The 19,861-nt window shown below is 35.5% G+C and carries 17 protein-coding genes; 16 read left to right on the top strand and 1 reads right to left on the bottom strand.

Annotation, left to right across the window (positions count from 1 at the left end):
* Window positions 1-70: 70 nt before the first annotated feature.
* From EL165_RS08175 to EL165_RS08130, 11 genes are all read left to right on the top strand, one after another.
* Window positions 71-466, top strand: coding sequence for a hypothetical protein (locus tag EL165_RS08175; protein ID WP_041461681.1), 396 nt, complete (start codon window positions 71-73; stop codon window positions 464-466).
* A 120-nt stretch (window positions 467-586) separates the two neighbouring features.
* Entirely contained in the window at window positions 587-997 is a 411-nt protein-coding gene (locus EL165_RS08170; protein WP_002977964.1) for a hypothetical protein, read from the top strand.
* 669 nt (window positions 998-1,666) lie between these two features.
* Complete coding sequence (locus EL165_RS08165) at window positions 1,667-2,440, top strand: hypothetical protein (protein WP_002977966.1); 774 nt, start codon at window positions 1,667-1,669, stop codon at window positions 2,438-2,440.
* A 564-nt stretch (window positions 2,441-3,004) separates the two neighbouring features.
* On the top strand, window positions 3,005-3,148 hold the full coding sequence (locus EL165_RS25785; RefSeq protein ID WP_002977967.1) for a bacteriocin-like protein: 144 nt from the start codon (window positions 3,005-3,007) through the stop codon (window positions 3,146-3,148).
* A 383-nt stretch (window positions 3,149-3,531) separates the two neighbouring features.
* On the top strand, window positions 3,532-4,959 hold the full coding sequence (gene purB / locus EL165_RS08160) for an adenylosuccinate lyase (RefSeq protein WP_002977968.1): 1,428 nt from the start codon (window positions 3,532-3,534) through the stop codon (window positions 4,957-4,959).
* Window positions 4,960-5,007: 48 nt separating this feature from the next.
* Window positions 5,008-5,988: a WG repeat-containing protein gene (locus EL165_RS08155; protein ID WP_041461683.1), complete on the top strand. Its 981-nt coding sequence runs from the start codon at window positions 5,008-5,010 to the stop codon at window positions 5,986-5,988.
* A gap of 188 nt (window positions 5,989-6,176) precedes the next feature.
* Window positions 6,177-9,872, top strand: a complete 3,696-nt coding sequence (locus EL165_RS08150; protein WP_002977973.1) for a phosphoribosylformylglycinamidine synthase — start codon at window positions 6,177-6,179, stop codon at window positions 9,870-9,872.
* Complete coding sequence (locus tag EL165_RS08145) at window positions 9,853-10,266, top strand: barstar family protein (RefSeq protein WP_002977974.1); 414 nt, start codon at window positions 9,853-9,855, stop codon at window positions 10,264-10,266. The genes EL165_RS08150 and EL165_RS08145 overlap by 20 nt, the downstream gene beginning before the upstream one ends.
* A gap of 451 nt (window positions 10,267-10,717) precedes the next feature.
* Complete coding sequence (locus tag EL165_RS08140; RefSeq protein ID WP_002977975.1) at window positions 10,718-11,347, top strand: SGNH/GDSL hydrolase family protein; 630 nt, start codon at window positions 10,718-10,720, stop codon at window positions 11,345-11,347.
* The gene (locus tag EL165_RS08135; RefSeq protein WP_002977976.1) at window positions 11,347-11,679 is read left to right on the top strand and encodes a gamma-glutamylcyclotransferase family protein; all 333 of its coding nucleotides are present in this window, start codon (window positions 11,347-11,349) and stop codon (window positions 11,677-11,679) included. The genes EL165_RS08140 and EL165_RS08135 overlap by 1 nt, the downstream gene beginning before the upstream one ends.
* Window positions 11,680-12,010: 331 nt before the next feature.
* Window positions 12,011-12,469, top strand: a complete 459-nt coding sequence (locus EL165_RS08130) for a GyrI-like domain-containing protein (protein ID WP_002977977.1) — start codon at window positions 12,011-12,013, stop codon at window positions 12,467-12,469.
* Window positions 12,470-12,602: 133 nt separating this feature from the next.
* Here the strand turns inward: EL165_RS08130 and EL165_RS08125 are convergent, their stop codons facing one another.
* Window positions 12,603-12,959 (bottom strand): diacylglycerol kinase family protein, encoded by a 357-nt coding sequence (locus EL165_RS08125; protein ID WP_002977978.1) that lies wholly within the window; start codon window positions 12,957-12,959, stop codon window positions 12,603-12,605.
* Between the two features lie 184 nt (window positions 12,960-13,143).
* On the opposite strand from EL165_RS08125, the gene dnaN reads away from it, so the two are divergent.
* The 5 genes from dnaN (at window position 13,144) to pheT (ending at window position 19,587) form a co-directional block, all read left to right on the top strand.
* Window positions 13,144-14,274, top strand: coding sequence for a DNA polymerase III subunit beta (gene dnaN, locus EL165_RS08120; RefSeq protein WP_002977980.1), 1,131 nt, complete (start codon window positions 13,144-13,146; stop codon window positions 14,272-14,274).
* A gap of 310 nt (window positions 14,275-14,584) precedes the next feature.
* Window positions 14,585-15,418, top strand: coding sequence for a M23 family metallopeptidase (locus tag EL165_RS08115; protein ID WP_002977981.1), 834 nt, complete (start codon window positions 14,585-14,587; stop codon window positions 15,416-15,418).
* A gap of 51 nt (window positions 15,419-15,469) precedes the next feature.
* Window positions 15,470-16,300, top strand: coding sequence for an AraC family transcriptional regulator (locus tag EL165_RS08110; RefSeq protein ID WP_002977982.1), 831 nt, complete (start codon window positions 15,470-15,472; stop codon window positions 16,298-16,300).
* Window positions 16,301-16,362: 62 nt separating this feature from the next.
* Window positions 16,363-16,971 carry a DUF417 family protein gene (locus EL165_RS08105; RefSeq protein ID WP_002977983.1) on the top strand — a complete coding sequence of 203 codons (609 nt, stop codon included), beginning with the start codon at window positions 16,363-16,365 and terminating at the stop codon, window positions 16,969-16,971.
* Between the two features lie 213 nt (window positions 16,972-17,184).
* Window positions 17,185-19,587, top strand: coding sequence for a phenylalanine--tRNA ligase subunit beta (gene pheT, locus EL165_RS08100; RefSeq protein WP_002977984.1), 2,403 nt, complete (start codon window positions 17,185-17,187; stop codon window positions 19,585-19,587).
* The last annotated feature ends 274 nt before the right edge of the window (window positions 19,588-19,861 follow it).

Below are 19,861 nucleotides of genomic sequence, written 5' to 3'. Positions count from 1 at the left end.
TTGTGTATTATGTCTTTTTTGGCATGATTTTTAATAATACCTCGGTAATTACTATTATATGCAAATCGACATGAAAAAAACAATTTTATTGAGCACAATGTTCCTTGGTTCTTTGGTATTCGCACAACAAACTCAAATAAAAGGGGGCGACAGAGATGCGCACGGATGTATTGGCTCTGCAGGGTATACATACTCTCAGATTAAAAAAGACTGTGTAAGAACTTTTGAACAGAAAATCAAGTTAACAGAAGTAGCTCCAAAAGATAGCTATACTTCTATAGCTGCAGTTATTTTCAGCAAAGACATGAAAAAAGCTGAAGTTTTTGTAAAAGATGCTGAGACTGGAAGTATTATCCTTACCAGAGCAGGTAAAGCCAAAGCATGGAAAAAGGATGGCTATACATTGGTTCCTTACAAGAAAAACGGTTACCAGCTTAAAAAAGATAATATCGTGATCTATCATTAAGATCAGATTTAAAGATGAAAACCACTCGCAGGAGTGGTTTTTTTCGTACCTTAGAGAGAAATTAATTAATATCACATTTTTGGGATATTTTAAACCAATCAGAAAACAAAAATTTTACCTATGAAAAAAATAATTTTATTCAGTGCCTTGTCCCTTGGTTCCTTAGTTTTTGCACAGAAAAGTACTCCTGTTTTAGGAGGTGACAGAGATGTTCATGGCTGTATCGGTTCTGCAGGATATACCTACTCACAACTCAGAAATAATTGTATAAGAACTTTTGATCAGAAAATAAAGTTAAAAGAATTAAATACCGATAAAAGTTATACTTCAATGACTGCGATTATTTTTAATAAAAGCATGACTAAGGCTGAAGTATTTATTCCGGATGGAGCTGCAAAAAGCATTATTTTGGACAAGCAGGGAAAAGAAAAGATCTGGAAGAGCGGTTCTCACATTAAAGACAGCTATGTTCTGACACCTTACAAAAAAAGTTACCAGATCAAAAAAAATGATGTTGTCATCTATCAGTAGATCAGATTAAAAATAGAAAGCCACTCGGAAGAGTGGTTTTTTTATGCATTAAAATGAGTTGATAAATTTTATACGATAAGTTTTGTCGTTGTTGATGGATATTTTTACATCATAATAGAATGAAGATAAAACAAAATAGATAGAATTTTATTATTAATAGTATGATTTACAGGATACCACATTAAATTGATTTTCATGTCTTAAAAAATGTTAGATTCGCGAAGTTTTTTATAACTAATTACTAACTCAAAACAACAACACGGGAATGAAAAAAATCTATCTCGAGGCGCTCCCCTTATGCGCTTTTTTTGGCGAATCTACTCAGGAAGTGGTATGGCAGAAAGATAAATCTGCCAGGCTGGAGAAGTATTATGTTTCCATGGACATATCAACGGCATGGATAACCCTTCACGAAATTATTATTATAACAATTTTAAGTTCTAGTATAACCAAAAGGTATTTCATAATGCTTTTCTATAAAATGAGATCAATTATCACAACGTATGCTTGTGATCGATTAATTGACGTTCGAAGTATTACTCCTCCATCGGATCAGGGAGTATATTTATAATTCGGCTAAAAGGTTTAAAGAAATCAGAGAAAAACAGCCAGGTCGGTAACTTATTAAAAGAATTCAAATATAATTATAAACAATAAAAAACATAAATTATGAAAAAAATAATAGTCATTGTAGGGATTTTAGCAGCTCAATTGTCTTTTGCACAGTTATATACACCTGCAGGTGCTGTCAATCAGACCTCAACACCTGCATCAACTAACGTAGGAATTGGGGCAAGTACCCCTAAAGCTCCATTAGATATTCAAAATAGATTTTTAATATCTGGAAATGCACCTGTATTAGGTGCCGCAATTAGATCTTATGATACATACTGGGCCAGAGGATATGGATTTGTTGATACCTCTGTTTCAAATAACATGGGACAATTCGGTGCGGTAGGACCTAAAGACAGTATAGATTATTTTTATATAGGAAAAGATTACAATAATACTATTGTTAGTTTTTATCCTGCGGATAAAAAAACTATTTTTTATGGTAATATGGCGTTAAATGGAAAAGTAGAAGCAAAGGAAGTTAAAGTAACCTTAACTCCGACAGCTGATTTTGTATTTGAAGAAAACTATCATCTTCCTAATCTGGAAGAAGCAGCCAAACATATTAAAGAGAAAAAGCACCTTCCTGAAATAGCCTCTGCAAAGGTAATGGAAAAAGAAGGAGTAAACGTTGGCGAATTTCAGATCAAATTATTACAGAAAATTGAAGAACTTACTCTATATGCTATTAAACAGGAAAGACAGTTAAAAGACCAGCAGGGAAAAATACAGAAATTAGAAGGAGAGAATTCAGATCTTAAAAACATTGTTTCAGAAATTAAGCAATTGAAAGAACAGTTTCTTATGATGAAGCCCAATGTAACCCATTGATGAAAACTCCAAAGCAACCTTATATATATTTTGATTACTCTTGTTTTCTTTTTTACAATTAATAAAAATGCTATTAAGAAATAAGATCTGCATAATTACCAAAGGATAGAATAGATTTCTAAAAAACAAAAGTTGATAATGAATGTAAAAACATCGAGAAAATGTTTAAAAAAGCCAAATAAAAAAAGAAATAACTTTTCTACAGTTTCGATACGGGTTGTATGAAGTTAATTTTAATGAATAGAAAATTAAAATTCTCAGAGACATATGAAGATATTACATTTTTCTAATCCTTCTGCTGACTGTTCGACGTTTACACATTAATTAATACCCTTTACAATTATAACAAAACCTCTGCAATAGCGGAGTTTTTTATTTTCTTTTTTTTAAAAAACATATTAAATATAGAAGAATGATCATCAAAAGTTAATAAAAATCTTTGTAAATTCTATAAAATGAACAGGTTATGTTTTTGTATTCCAAAAATCTCTATATTGGTATTACCAAATTAAAGCGTAATCCGAAAAGCATATAGAGTAGGAGAAAAATCAAAAAGATGTTACTATGAAAAATCTAAGAAAACTTTCAAAAAGAGAATTAAAAACCGTTCAGGGTGGGATCCCAATGTGTCTTGCAGGATACTTCTGGTGTACATTTGAAAAAAAATGTATCCCCGTAGGATCACCATGCGGACTTATTATCGATTAACTAATTAAAAATAGTAAAACAGGCTGTCTCAGAAATGGGATAGCTTTTTTTATGTGCTCACTATCAATCGACTTAGGAATCAGTAGCGTTAAGAAAATTTGGATGTAATCCGTTAAAAAATTTCCACTGTCTGAGCATGGGATGTATTTGGAACCGAAGCAGAACCGAATGATCCATGCGGGTTTGGAAATTTTAGGAGTACATTCCAATTTTTAGCGAATGATTCCCGTCTTGAACTTTTGTATACTTTTGTTTGACTACGTCGAATCTTCGATTTCAAGGCAAAAGTATAAGTAAAAATCATGAATGAAAATCATCAAATCTGGATTTTCAACTCTCACTGAAAAACCGTATTTTTGTACATCTAAAAAGTAAAAGAACGAATGAATTCCTACAAAAATCCATTGGAAGAGCGCTACTCCAGTGAAGAAATGTTATTTAACTTCTCACACAATAACAAATTCCAGAATTGGAGAAAGCTTTGGATAGCTCTTGCTGAAATCGAAAAAGACCTTGGACTTGAAATTACAGACGAGCAGATCGCTGAGTTAAAAGCTAATGCTGAAAACATCGATTATGAGAAAGCAGCAGAGTATGAGAAAAAATTCCGTCATGATGTAATGGCTCACGTTCACGCTTACGGGGATGTGGCGCCTTCAGCAAAAGGAATTATCCACCTTGGAGCTACTTCAGCTTTTGTAGGAGACAATACGGACTTAATTCAGATCCGTGACGGGCTTTTAATCCTAAAGAAAAAGTTGGTTAACGTAATGAAAAATTTAGCAGACTTTGCTATTCAGTATAAAGACCTTCCGACTTTAGGATTCACACACTTCCAGCCGGCTCAGTTGACAACTGTTGGAAAAAGAGCTACGCTTTGGTTACAGAGTTTGGTTCTTGACATCGAAGAACTGGATTTCTTCCTTGAAACCCTTCGTTTCAGAGGAGTAAAAGGAACTACAGGAACGGCTGCAAGTTTCCTTGAACTTTTCAACGGTGATTATTCCAAAGTAAAACACTTAGATAAAGAACTTTCAAAAAGATTTGGCTTTGATAAGGTTTTCGGGGTTTCCGGACAGACTTACGACAGAAAAATTGATGCGAAAGTTGTTGCTTTATTAGGAAATATTGCACAATCTGCGCATAAATTCACAAACGATTTACGTTTACTTCAGAACCTTAAAGAAATTGAAGAGCCATTCGAGAAAAACCAGATCGGTTCATCGGCAATGGCCTACAAACGTAACCCAATGAGAAGCGAAAGAATCGGGGCATTGGCAAAATATGTAATGTCTCTGACAACAAGTTCTGCCATGGTAGCTTCTACACAATGGTTCGAAAGAACATTGGATGACTCTGCCAACAAGAGATTAACCATTCCTCAGGCATTCTTAGCTGTTGATGCTATTCTGTTAATCTGGAACAATATCCTGAACGGAATCGTAGTATATCCGAACAGAATCAACAAACATATTATGGAAGAGCTTCCTTTCATGGCGACAGAATACATCATCATGGAAGAAGTAAAAGCTGGTGGTGACCGTCAGGAAATCCACGAGGTAATCAGAGTTCATTCTATGGAAGCTTCCAAAAAAGTGAAAGAAGAAGGAAAAGAAAACGACCTTATAGAGAGAATCTTAAATGATAACTCTTTAAAACTGGACAAATCAAAACTGAAAGAAGTTTTAGATCCTAAAAACTTTATTGGTTTCGCGCCGATTCAGACGGAGGAATTCATCAAAAATGAAGTGCAGCCGATTATAGACCAAAACAAAGACTTAATAGGATTGGAAGCTGATCTTAAAGTATAAAACAATATGCAGTCTTTTGGGCTGCATATTTTATTTCCAGCCTCAACTATGAAAAAACTGTTTTTGACCATTTTATTGATGCCAGTCATGTCTTTTTCTCAGGAAAAAGAGGTGTTAAAATATTTTATTTCCAAGGACAGTTTGGTGGGAGTGAAAAATCAAAAAGGAGAGATTATTATTCCGGCGCAGTTTATTAATCTTACAGGAATGAAAGACAACGAAATTGTTGAGTGTACAAATAATACTGTTTTTTTTGATTCTTCTCTGGCTAATAAAAGTAAAATTGAGAAAAATTCCTGGGGAGTTGTTTTTGACAGAAAAGGAAATCTACTTTACCAGCCCTATTCTTATGACAATGGAGCAGATTATTTCTCTGAAGGGCTGAGAAGATTCGTTAAAAACGGAAAGGTAGGATTTGTAGACAGAAATGCAAAAACAGTTATTGAAGCTGAACATGATTTCGTTGCTCCTTTTAATTATGGATACGCAGCGTTTTGTGACGGTTGTGACTGGGAGAAAACCGGAGATGAGCATAGAGCAATTGTAGGTGGGAAATGGGGAGTGATGAATGTCAAAGGACAAATTGTTCAGCCATTGGCAAAACCATCAGAAAAGGATGTTGAAATAGACGGGAAATACTACCCGAATCCGTTTCAGTACAATGAAAAGGAGAAGAGTATCCTTCAGTTCTTTGAAAAGCAGAAGAAAAAACTGTCAGATCTTTATTATGTAAATTTTTATGACAAATTATCTGAAAAGGAAAAGAATCTGTTTTTTGAAATCGTAGAGAGACCAAAAGAAAACTTCTCTTATTACCAGGTGAATACTTATAATGACAGGAAGAAAGATTTGGATATGCTTTACAGCTTCAAGTTCCTGGTCTCAGAAGATGGAAAAACATTTTATGCCATTGAGGATTTTAATGGAAAGAAAGTTCCTTTTGAACGCTGGCTTAAGGAAGAAATAAAAAATGCAGAAGACTTTCAGAAGGAGAATCCGGATAATCCCAATAAGTTTATCAACAAATAAGATAAAATTGGAAATTCCAGGGTTCAAAGTTGAAGAAAATACGACTTATTCCTTTAAATTTGTACGGAATAATGGTTGGAGGGAAAATCTCTTTCAAAAATTTTCAATATAATGGGTTTAAAGAAAAAACTTTAACTCAGAAAAAGTAAAAAGAAAAAATAAATCTAATATTAAAAATCTGACATCTAATGTCTAATAACAAAAGAATTTTCGTAGAAAAAAGAGGAATTTTCGATGTTGAAAGTCCAAAAATTTTTGATGAAGTAAAAGCGGTGGTTCCGGCAGTTCAAAGTGTGAAAGTATATAATGTATATGATATTTTCAACCTGAATGACGGAGAATTTGAAAAAGTGGTGAACAACACTTTCGTAGACCCTGTTACTGATATTTTACATACAGAAAACCCTGCAAAGTCTATTCATTTCGGAATGGAATTTTTACCGGGACAGTATGATCAGAGAGCAGACTCTGCGCAGCAGTGTATCGCTTTGCTGACTGAAAATGAAAAATCAAAAGTAAGAAGTGGAAAGCTGATCGAATTTGAAGGAGTTTCTGAAGCAGATTTGGTTAAAATCAAAGACCTTTTGATCAACAAAGTGGAATCTCAGGAAAAAGACTTATCCATTCTGGATATTCCTGCAGAAGAAACGCCGTCAAAAGTAATTATTCACGAAAACTTCATTAATTTCAATGATGCAGAACTTGAAAGTTTCTATAACGACCATGGTTTTGCATTAGGATTAGATGACCTGAAATTTATTCAGGAATATTTCAAAACTGAAGAAAGAAATCCTACGGAAACAGAATTAAAAGTATTAGACACGTATTGGAGCGACCATTGTCGTCACACGACATTCGAAACAGAATTGTCAGACATTCAGTTTGAAGGTAAGTTCAAACACACATTGGAAACTATTTTCAATGATTATATCGAAAAAAGAAAATTCTTAGGCCGTGAGCTGAAGCCGATTTCTTTAATGGATCTGGCAACAGTATGCGGTAAATATTTCCATAAAACAGGGAATCTTGAAAACCTTGTAATTTCTGATGAGATTAATGCATGTACCATTCAGATCGAAGCAGAATATGACGGTAAAAAAGAACCCTGGTATTTATTATTCAAAAACGAAACGCACAATCACCCAACGGAAATTGAGCCTTTCGGAGGTGCTTCTACTTGCTTAGGAGGTGCAATCAGAGATCCTTTATCCGGAAGATCTTTCGTTTTCCAGGCTATGAGATTAACGGGAGCTGCAGACGTTTTGGAATCTGTTGACAAAACATTACCGGGCAAATTACCCCAGAAAACCATTACGAAGCAGGCTGCCAACGGCTATTCATCTTACGGTAACCAGATTGGTCTTGCTACTACGATGGTTTCTGAAATCTATGACGAAGGCTATAAAGCCAAGAGAATGGAAGTTGGTTTCGTTACCGGAGCTGTTCCTGTAGATTGGGTAAGACGTGAGAAACCTGCCAGTGGTGATTCAATCATCATTTTGGGAGGTGCAACAGGCCGTGATGGTGTAGGAGGAGCAAGCGGAAGTTCAAAAGAACAGGACGAAACTTCCATCCACACCATGAGCTCAGAAGTTCAGAAAGGAAATGCCGTAGAGGAACGTAAAATCCAGAGACTATTCAGAAATCCTGAAGTAACGAAGCTGATCAAAAAATCAAATGACTTCGGAGCAGGAGGTGTTTCTGTGGCAATTGGTGAAATTGCAGACTCTTTGGAAGTAAACCTTGACGTATTACCATTAAAATACGAAGGATTAAACGGAACAGAACTGGCTATTTCCGAATCTCAGGAAAGAATGGCGGTAGTTGTGGATCCTCAGGATAAAGAAAAATTCATTAAATTCTGTGAAGCTGAAAACATTGTTGCCGTAGAAGTAGCAAAAGTGACAGATTCCGGAAGAATGCAGATGTTCTGGAAAGGAGACAAAATTGTAGACCTTTCAAGAGCTTTCTTAGATACCAACGGATGTTCAAAATCTCAGGAAGTGAAAATCACTCACCTTGAAGAAGTAAAAGAAGAAACAAAAGCTTTCACAGCAGAAAACTTCCTGAACATCTTAAAAGATAAAAACGTAGCTTCCCAGAAAGGACTACTTGAAATGTTCGACTCTTCAATTGGAGCTACTACAGTAGCAATGCCTTTAGGTGGAAAATACCAGCAGACCCTGATGGAAGGAAGTGTACAGACACTACCGATCTTAGGAGCAAAAGATATTAAAACCGTTTCTCTGGCAAGCTGGGGATTTGATGCTGAAATCTCAAAACAAAACTCCCTGTTAGGGTCATCTTACGCCGTAGTAGAGAGTGTAGCGAAGATTGTAGCGATGGGAGGTGATTATAAAAACATCAGATTAAGCTTTCAGGAATACTTCGAAAAATTAGGGCAAAATCCTGAAAAATGGGGTAAACCTCTAGCATCACTTTTAGGAGCTTATGATGCACAAATCAATTTAGGTCTTGCAGCGATCGGAGGAAAAGATTCCATGAGTGGAACCTACCAGGATCTGAATGTTCCGCCAACCCTGATTTCCTTTGCATGTGCTAACGGAGATAAAGAAAATATCATCTCTCCTGAATTGAAAAACGCAGGAAACAAACTGTATTTCTTCAATCACGTTGCTCAGGAAAGCGGACTTCCAAACTATGATGCTTTAAAAGAAGTTTTTGAATTCATTTTTGAAAATATCAAAGCAGGAAAAATTGTTTCTGTGAAAACAGTGAAAGAAGGAGGTTTGGCTGTAGCTTTAGCAAAAATGAGCTTCGGAAACAGATTAGGTGCCGAGATCAATGCCGATGAAAATGTTTTATTAGCGAAAAATATCGGTAGCTTAATTATTGAAGCAAAAGAAGAATTAAGTGCTGTAAACCTTCAGTTGATTGGAAAAGTAGTTGATGATGAAATTTTGAGCATCAACAATTTCAAATTTCAAATTTCAAATCTCGAATCCAGTTTTACTGGTACTTTCGAGAATCTCTTCCCGACAGTAGAAAAAGAAAAGATCACGGTTGAAATTGATGCTAAGCACAACTCTGTCAACCCAAGAAATATTATCATTAAAAAACACGGAATTGCTCAGCCAAAAGTATTTGCTCCGGTATTCCCGGGAACAAACTGTGAGTATGATACACTGAATGCATTCCAGAAAGAAGGAGCTGTAGTAAGCAGCCTGCCATTGATCAATATCAATCACCAGCTATTGGATGAAAGTATTGATGCGTGGGTAGAAGAGATCAGAACCTCTCAGATTCTGGCATTCTCCGGAGGCTTCTCTGCTGGTGATGAACCGGATGGTTCTGCAAAATTCATTGTCAACGTTCTGAAAAACGAGAAAATGAAAAATGCAGTTCATGAATTATTAGACAGAGACGGGATGATCATCGGGATCTGTAACGGATTCCAGGCACTTGTGAAATCAGGATTGCTGCCTTACGGAAGAATCAAGGATTTGGATGAAAACTCTCCAACGTTAGCTCACAATGCGATCAGAAGACATATTTCTCAAATGGTTACTGTGAAAGTAGTGAATGATGAAAGCCCTTGGTTAAAAGGAATGAAAGATCAGACTTTCACTATTCCAATTTCTCACGGAGAAGGTCGTTTCATGGCTTCAGAAGAAGAAATCAGGAAATTGTATGAAAATGGGCAGATTGCCACCCAATACATAGATCTTGACGGAAACATTGCACACGGAATGCCGTTTAACCCGAATAACTCATTATTCGGAATCGAAGGAATCACCAGCCCATGTGGAAAAATCTACGGAAGAATGGGACACCCGGAACGATTTGCTGAAGGTCTCATGAAAAATATACCAACCGCGAATTATCACAACATATTCAAAAACGGTGTTGAATACTTCAAATAACAATACAAGAAAAATGATCGTCATCCATGGCGGTCATTTTTCGTCTTTAGACAGTTTCTATGAAGAAGCTTCAAGCGTTCTGATGAAAGATGTTGATTGGAAAGTTGGAACACTAGATGGTTTTGATGACATTCTCTACGGTGGTTTTGGTGTATTCGAAAATAAAGAAGAAATTGAAATCATCTGGAAAGAATCAAAAAAATCAAAAAAAGACTTAGGCTTTGCTGCTACCCATGAATTCTACGAAAATAAAATCAGACAGGGACAACCTTTCAACATAAAATTAATCCAACAGAAATTAGATGATCTATTGGAAGGAAAAGGGCAAACGCTTTTTGAAATTCTGATGGAAATTATAGAATCACATAAGAATATTACACTGACATTAGAATGATGAGTAATGAGTAATGAGCGGAATTTTTTCCAGCTAGCTTCATCAAATCAACTTGTTGATTCTCTCTTTGCTTCCTTGAATCAAAAGAATAGCGATAATATCTTTGCGTCAAAAAGCAGAATACATTTTAAACCATTAAGAATAATAAAGATTGTAAGAAAAGTTAAGATTCATCGCTGATGAATAAGGCATTCTTCATAATAGCTTTAGCTGTTGCCTTAATAATTCTTCATCCCTTCAAAAATCTTAATGGTTCAAATTACTTTGTTCGGTTAGGGTATAAATTGATCTATTGCTGAGTGAAACGCCCTTGCGAACGAAAACATGGAATTAATATAAAAACTTTGCGTCTTTTGCGTTAAAAATCACACAAATTAAGGCGAATTATTTCCCTTAACAATTTTTTCTTAATATTTTTACTTTAACAAAAAATAGGAAAGAATAAAGTTGAATGAAAAAGATTACTTACGGGCTGTTCTTCGGTGACAGCATTACTTACGGGGAATATGACGGTGTTTTTGGAGGATGGGTAGATATTCTGAAAAGATATGCCTTACAGAAATTTCATGAAGGAAACGGAGATGAACTGATCCTTTTCAACCTTGGAATAGGTGGAGAAACCACAGAAGGCTTACTCAAAAGAATTCCTCATGAACTGGAGGCCAGAAATTCTGCTGACGGGAACATTATTTTTTTAAGTTATGGTGCCAACGACCTTGCTATAAAAGATGGAAAGCAGGTTGTAGAACCTGAAAAATTTAAAAATAATATTACGACAGCTGTTAATCATGCCAGACAGTTTTCCAATGAAATTTATCTTGTGAGTATTCTGCCATTTTCCGAAAGGGTAGACGGAGTAGTGGTAAGTTCAGGGAAGTTGAGAACCAATGAAGAAGTGATTGTCTACAATCAGATTCTTAAAGATCTTGCTGCAGAGCATTCGCTGGGGTATATTGATTTTTACTCTGCTTTTCTCGAAGATAAGGAGATTTTATTATCTGCAGACGGAGTACATCCCAATGAAAAAGGCTATGGAATGATGGCTGAAGTAGCTATACCAATCATTGAAAAATATTTATAATGCCTTACTTATTCTCTTATGGAACCTTACAAAAAAAGCAGGTTCAGATAGAAACTTTTGGAAGACTCTTACAAGGTGAAAAAGACACTTTATCAGGTTACAAATTAAGTATGCTTGAGATCACAGATCCCGAAGTACTAAGAAGAAGCGGGCAGAAATACCATCCCGTGCTACAGTTTTCAGGGAATGTTGACGATCAGATAGAAGGTGTGCTTTTTGAGGTGACCGAAGCGGAAATCCTTCAGGCAGACGAATATGAAGTAGATGACTATAAAAGGATCGAAACTGTTTTTAAATCCGGGAAAAAAGGATTTATTTACGTTGGGAAATAGTTCCTCATCTTTAAAACATACCCATACTGTCATTGCGAACAAAGCGAAGCAATCCCACTGTTTCATATAAAGCTTCAACGAGGCCTTTGTCATTCCGAGCAAAGCAAGGAATCTAAATTTGAAGTTTTCTCACAGCTTTTGCAAATGGAGTAACTTTTAGACTTAATATGTGCTTTTCTACTAATATGACAAATTTAATATTCAATAGAAGTGGGCTTTAGCCCACTTATCTTATAAAATAAATTCATTGGCTTTAGCCCAAATTTAAAAAGCTACTGACATACCCTTGTCAAAACCTGTTCCTATCTTTGTCCTACAACAAAATCAAAAAATGAATAAAGTAAAAGTCGATCCTTTTAATGTGATCGGAATCTCCGTAAGAACAACCAACGAAAATGGACAGGCAGGAAAAGACATCCCTTTATTATGGGAAAAAATGATCAGTGAAGATGTCCTCCATTCAATTCCGAACAGAGTAGACAATACCATCTATTCCATTTACACAAATTACGAAAAAGACCATACCAGACCTTATACTACAGTTCTTGGATGTAAGGTGGAAAATCTTGAGAACATCCCGGAAGGTATGGCTGGCTATTCTTTTGATGGTGGAGATTACATAAAATTTACTGCAAAAGGAGATCTTTCAAAAGACTTAGTGATCAATGAATGGATGAAAATCTGGAATATGGATTTAGGCAGACTTTTTACTGCCGATTTTGAAGTCTATGGAAAAAAAGCACAAAATTCTTCAGACGCGGAAGTAGATATCTTCATCGCTGTCAAATAAGGAAAAAGCAAAAACTTCTTGCCCTCACAACCTTTGAACTGAAGATGTGAAATTCCCTTCCCTCGGAGAGGTGGCAGAAATTCAAAGAATTTTTGACGGGGTGGTTTAAAACTTCCAACTTCTTTCTTCCAACTCAGCTGAAAACATATTTCCAATACACCAGAATTCCGACAGTTACCGCTGCAATGGCTGTCAGAACTACAGCTCCGGCAGCAATATCCTTGATAAAGCCTATCCTTTTATCAAAATCAGGTTGGATGATATCACATATCTTTTCAACAGCGGTATTAAAGATTTCAGCACTCAAAACAGCAAAAGAGACGATGAAAACCAATGCTGCATCCGTATTGTTCAGTCTGAAATAGAAGATAAAGAAAAGGTTGATGAAGAATATAAAAAGTTCAACTTGGAAATTTCTCTCTGTTTTAATCATCATGAAAACACCTCTGAAAGCATTGAGAAAACTTTTATGGATGGGAGGTTTTTGCATGATTTTCGAAGTTTTTTCACAAATATAGGTTTTGTATTTGATAAAAAAATGTATATCCGCAGAAATCTAAGTATAATATCAAGGCTCAAAACAAATTAAGGATCTTTGTTAAAAACTCCTCCATAATATTCTTTTCTTTATTGTATCTATTTATTATATTTGTAGAAACTTATTTTATAAATCTATGAAATTTATTATTTCAAGTGGTGAACTGCAGAAGGCTTTGCAAACTGTAAGTGGCGTAATATCAAGCTCTCAATCGAGACCGATTTTAGAAAACTATCTTTTTGAATTAGACGGAAATAATGTTACCATTACAGCATCTGACGGCGAGACAACTCTTGTTACTTCCCTGGAAGTAAAGTCTGATGACACAGGTAAATTTGCTGTTCCTGCTAAAATTTTTCAGGATTTTATCAAGACTTATGGTGAACAGCCTCTGACATTTGTTGTAAAAGACAATGCCGAAGGAACCGGAAGCCAGCTTGAGATTTTAGATGAAAAAGATAATTTCGCAGTAGCATTAGACAATGCTGATGACTATCCTGAATTACCGGAATTCGACGCTTCACAGAGTGTAACGATGCCGGCAGGAGTGCTGTCTGAAGCTTTGACAAACACACTATTCGCTACAAGTAACGATTCTCTTCGTCCGGTAATGACAGGAGTACTGTTCCAGTTTGGAGAAAATGAAACCAATTTCGTTTCTACAGATTCCCACAGATTGGTGGTATACAAAAGAGCAGACCTTATGAATGCTGAACCGATGGAGTTTATTATGCCTAAAAAGCCTCTTAATATTTTCAAAAATATCCTGGCAAGTTCCAATGAAGACGTTACCATCGACTTCAATGAGAACATGGCGAAGTTTACCTTTGGTAAACATATCTGGATATGTAGATTGATCGACGGAAAATATCCGAACTATACGGCGGTAATTCCAAAGGAAAATCCAAACGTATTGACAATTAACAGAAATCTTTTGTTAGGAGCAATCAAAAGGGCGTCTATTATGTCTAACAAATCTACCAACCAGGTAAGGTTCAAGCTTTCAGGCAATATTCTTCACCTACATGCAGAAGATACTGAATACGCCAACAAAGCAGACATGCAGATTCCTTGTGATTACAACGGAGAAGATATCAATATCGGATTCAGTTCCAAATTCTTAACTGAAATGCTGACTATCTTAGGATCTGACGATATCACGATGAAAATGTCTCAGCCAAACAGACCAGGTATCATTGAACCTGTTGACGGTCTTGAAGAAAACGAAAACATATTAATGTTATCAATGCCGGTAATCGGATTGTAATAGTAATATACCAAATAATAGAAAGCCGGAATTTTCCGGCTTTTTTTGTAGCCTGCTCTCTCACCTATAGTTATAAGTAGGGTGTAATCGACCTAGGAAGTAGGAGCGTTAAGAAAATTTAAATGTAATCCGTTAAAAAATTTCCATTGTCTGAGCATCGATGAAATTTAGAACCTATCAAGAATTGCAGAACCCATGCGAGTTTGGGAATTTTAGAAGTACAATTAAATTTTTAGCGGATGGTTCCAGTCTTTAATTTTTGTATACTTTTACTTCAAGGTAAAAGTATAATAAGAACAATTTAATAAACATGAAAAAAATAACAACTCTTTTTATACTACTATCATCTATTACTTTATTTTCACAAAATAATATTAAGGTTTATCATGAAAAAAAAGGTGATACTTTAAGCCTTTACGCGGATAACCAAGCAATTTATCCAATGTCTTTAGTGTTCTCGGGACATCCAGAAGTGGAGAATATGAAAATTCCCCAACCTTTTAAAACAACACAGATTATTCCTGCTAAATCGGTAAGAAATAAGGTTGGATATTTTGTCATTGCAGATAAAATGAAAAGTTGGAAAGTTAAAAATATTCCAGGTTATATGATGTATGTCGGAGATGTTACATTAAAAAATTATGATAAAGACTATCAGTATGATTTACCGTTTAAAAAAGGCAGATCATTTAACATTTATCAGGGATATAATGGAACTTTCTCACATCAGAACGAAAATTCTTTAGATTTTACAATGCCGGAGGGAACAGAAGTTGTTGCTGCGAGAGAAGGGCTTGTAACAGATCTTGTGAGTAGCAGTAATATTGGCTGTCCAACTAGAAGTTGTGTAGATAAAGCAAATTATATAACTATTTTACATCCAGACGGAACCTTTGCGCAATACTATCATTTAAAGCAGAACGGGGTCAAAGTACACATTGGAGATCAGATAAAAAAAGGAGATGTTATTGGTTTAAGTGGAAATACAGGATGGAGTAAGGGCCCTCATCTACATTTTGTATGCTACCTTCCAAGAGTAGAAAACGAAAAATACAGGGAAACTTTCAAAACTCTTTTCAGAACCGGTAACGGTAACAAAACAGAATATCTTATGGAGAAAAAAACATATTCAAAAGAGTACTAAATAATGTCATTTGTGAATCATTAGCGTCATTAGTGTTTAAAATACCTAATCATGAAAATAAAAATACAGTCTTATCACACTTCAGATTTCCCTTTAGAATTAAATACTGAAAACTACAGTGTTGCTCTGTTGAAAGAATCCGGAGTTTTCTCAGTTGACGGTATTAATTATTCTTACAGCGGATATAATATTCTGTTTCTTTCTCCTTACCAGAAGATGAAAATAGCTCCGGAATCTGAAGAAAATATACATGTACTTTTCTTTCATGGAGATTATTACTGTATAGAATACCATAAAGAGGAAGTCGCATGCAACGGACTTCTTTTTAACAATATTTATCTGAATCCCGGTGTTGAACTGTCGGAACAGTATTATCATTATATCCTTGAACTTTTCAATCATATTCAAAAGGAAGAATCTGAGAAACATCCATTTTCGGAATCCATTATCAAGACTTATATCCAGCTTATTCTTGCGATCGGCAGCAAGCAGAAAAGCAGTATTGAAAATAATGTGATTTCTAAGGAAAAACTTCCCAACAAAAATGCAGCAGGATTTAAGAAATTACTGGAATCTCATTTTAAAAACGAAAAAGAACTGTCGTTTTACAGTGCCAAACTGAACATTACCAACAATACGCTAAGTAAGGTAGTGAAGAAAGAATTTTCTAAAACACCTACGCAGCTTATCAATGAGAGAGTTATTCTTGAATCTAAAAAACTGCTTCATTTAACCTATCGGTCTGTCAAGGAAATTGCATCTGAATTAGGATTTGAAGATGAATTTTACTTTAGCAGATATTTCAAAAAATCGGTGGGCTGTTCCCCTAAGAATTACAGAGAAAAAGTAGGCATTTCTGTGGTCGCGAAAATGTCCATGTAGTATCCTGAAATGTCTATGTTGGTGCTGTGCGCATGTGAATACCTTTGGTAAAAATATTTCACATGAAAAACAACAGACTTTACCACCAGCTATTACAATGGGATGCTTATTTTTTCAACTTTCTCAGAATGTCAATTTTCATTGTTATGGCATGGATTGGAGGCTTGAAAGCCTTTCATTACGAAGCCGACGGAATTGTACCTTTCGTAGCCAACAGCCCCCTGATGAGTTTTTTCTACAAGAATGCAGACCATAAAGTTCTTAATGAAGATAAAAAGCTGGTTGCAGAATATACTTTGTATAAAAATCAGGAAGGAAAAGTGATCAAAAAAAATATTGACTGGCATCAGAAAAACGGAACATATAGCTTTTCCTATGGTTTGGGAACAATGATCACTGTAATCGGAGTTTTGGTAGTACTTGGAATTTGGTTTCCTAAAATTGGAGCTGTTGGAGCTGCTTTAACATTTTTAATGTCACTCGTTACGCTGTCATTCCTTATCACTACTCCTGAAGTTTACGTCCCCAATCTGGGTGGAGATGGAGTTACGCCTCAGTATGGGTTCCCGTATCTGTCAGGAGCAGGACGTCTTGTATTGAAAGATATTATCATGATGGCCGGAGGGCTGGTATTATTTTCTGATAGCCTGAAGAAAGTGATAAGACCGTAGGGCTGATAGTTTCCCGAATCATCAGCAGAAAGATTAACGAAAATTTATTATCTTAAAATTGTTCCTAAATTTCTCTATTTCTCAAAAAAACACGACATTTGTAGCTCGAAAAATTACACTTGTATAAGGTGTGGAATTTCAAGTAAAAGTTTCAAATTGAGCAGATGAATCCTTATTTCATCTGAAGAATTAAATAAGTAGATAGATTAACAAATGAAAATATCAAACAACTGGCTGAAGGACTTTGTAAAAACGGAATTAAAAACTGAAAGAATCGGTGAGTTCCTTACAGATATAGGTCTTGAAGTTGAAGGGATAGATAAATTTGAAAGTGTAAAAGGCAGCCTGGAAGGAATTGTTGTAGGGAAAGTATTAACCTGCGAAAAACATCCTAATGCCGACAAACTGAAGAAGACAACAGTAGATGTAGGAAACGGAAAAGTGCTGAACATTGTTTGCGGAGCTCCTAACGTAGAAGCAGGGCAGGCTGTTCCTGTAGCAGTTGTCGGAACTAAAATCTATGACAAAACAGGAAACTTTTTTGAAATCAAAGAAGCAAAAATCAGAGGAGAAGTTTCTCAGGGTATGATCTGTGCTGAAGATGAATTAGGTCTTAGCGATGATCACGGAGGAATTATGGTGCTGGACGAAACAAAATATGAAGTAGGAAAAAACTTTGCAGATTATTTTGAGTTAACTAATGATGAGGTTTTTGAAATCGGATTAACACCGAACAGAACAGACGCGATGTCTCACTATGGCGTTGCAAGAGATCTGCATGCTTATCTTTCTACCAACCAATTGAAATCTCAATTTAATAAAGTAGCTTCCGAAGCTTTGAATGGTGAGGGAACTCATGATTTTAAACTTGAAATTGAAGATGCAGAACTGTGTCCAAGATATATCGGAGCTGTTATTGAAGATGTAAAAGTAGCAGAATCACCATCATGGTTGAAAGACAGGCTGAAAGCGATCGGATTAAGCCCGATCAATAATGTTGTAGATATTACGAACTATATTCTTCACGGGTACGGACAGCCGCTTCACGCATTTGATGCAGATAAAATTGCAGACAAAAAAGTGAAAGTAGGCGTTGTAAAACCGGGAACTAAATTTACTACCTTAGATGGTGTTGAAAGAACTTTGAATGGTTCTGAAATCATGATCAAAGACGGTAAAGATAACCCAATGTGTATCGCCGGAGTATTTGGTGGTGAAAAGTCAGGAGTATCTGAAACTACAAAAACAATATTCCTTGAAAGTGCTTACTTCAACCCGATTGCTGTAAGAAAAGGAGCTAAAGCACACAGCTTGAATACAGATGCTTCTTTCAGATTTGAAAGAGGGGTGGACCCGAATCTTACAAGAACAGCAATTACTCATGCAATCAAAATGATTCAGGAAATAGCTGAAGGGAAGTTAGTAGGAGAGTTACTGGAAGAATATCCTAAGAAAATAGAAGATAACTATGTGATCCTGAGATTCTCTAAAATTGAGCAGATTTTAGGAACAAAAATTCACAGAGAAAAAGTAAAGGAAATCTTGAAAGCCCTGGAAATTCAGGTTTTAAATGAAATTCCAAACGGTTTTGAAATCTCTGTTCCTGCTTACAGAGCAGACGTAACAAGAGAAATTGATGTGATTGAAGAGATCTTAAGAATCTACGGATACAATAAAATTGATGCTCCTCAAAAAATTTCATTTACCCCTGTTAAGTTAAGTGCAAACGATCAGGATGAACTGGAAAACAGCTGGGCAAGAACTTTACAAAGCCTTGGTTTCAATGAAGTGATGAACAACTCATTAACTTCTGTAAAAGATGAAACTGATGCCGTAAAACTATTGAATCCTTTAAGCGGTGATCTGGCATTCATGAGAAAGTCTTTGCTGGAAGGACTTCTTCAGAATACAGTATACAATATCAACAGAAAGAACCAGGATATCAAGTTCTTCGAATTAGGAAAAATTTATCACAAAAAAGATAAATACGAAGAAAGAAAACAGCTGGCATTATTGGTTTCAGGAAGAGATGTTGCAGAAAACTGGCTTCAGCCTAAATCTGCAGTAAGTTTCTATAACCTTAAAGCTTATGTTAAAGTTTTATTGGAAAGACTTGCTGTAAATTATAAAGAAGTGGCATTAACGGATGACAGATTCTCTGATGCATTGGTATATGAAGCAGATGGTAAAGCATTGGTACGAATCGGAAAAGTAGCACCTGCTTTATTGAAAGATTTTGATATCGATCAGGATTGTTTCTATGCAGAAATTGAACTGGAATATGCTCAGGAACTTCGTTCTAAAAATGAACTGAAATTCAAAGATATTCCGAAATTCAACAAGATCAGAAGAGACCTGGCTTTATTGATTGATAAAACAGTTAACTATCAGGATTTATATCAGACTGCCAAAAAGAATAAATCTCCATTCATTAAGAGCATTAACCTGTTCGATGTGTATGAAGGGAAAAATCTTCCTGAAGGTAAAAAGTCTTACGCCATGAGCTTTGAGCTGTTAAACGAGGAGAAAACACTGGAAGAAAAAGAGATTACAGAAGTAATGGATTCCTTAATCAAATCTTTCCAGAAAGAATTCAACGCTGAATTGAGATCTTAATATTTGAAAATATATATTTCGACATATATAGAAACGGACTTTTTAAAGTCCGTTTTTTGTTTTTAATCATTTTAGAATATCAGGATTAATATGTTTTGGCTGAAGCCATTGGATTTTTGGCTTTTTTAAGTAAACGGGCTAAAGCCCGTTCCTATTGAATTCCATTTGTGAATATTTTTCATGGTCAATTTCTCCACAATCTTTGTCGCTCCGTAGGAATCTCAGCGCTCTTTATAAACTTTGTAATAGAGATTCTTCGTAATGACAGAGCACT

The organism is Chryseobacterium gleum, assembly GCF_900636535.1.
Lineage (GTDB): Bacteria > Bacteroidota > Bacteroidia > Flavobacteriales > Weeksellaceae > Chryseobacterium > Chryseobacterium gleum.
The sequence above is the reverse complement of the archived record's forward strand: the minus strand, read 5'-3'. Positions and strand labels throughout refer to the sequence as shown.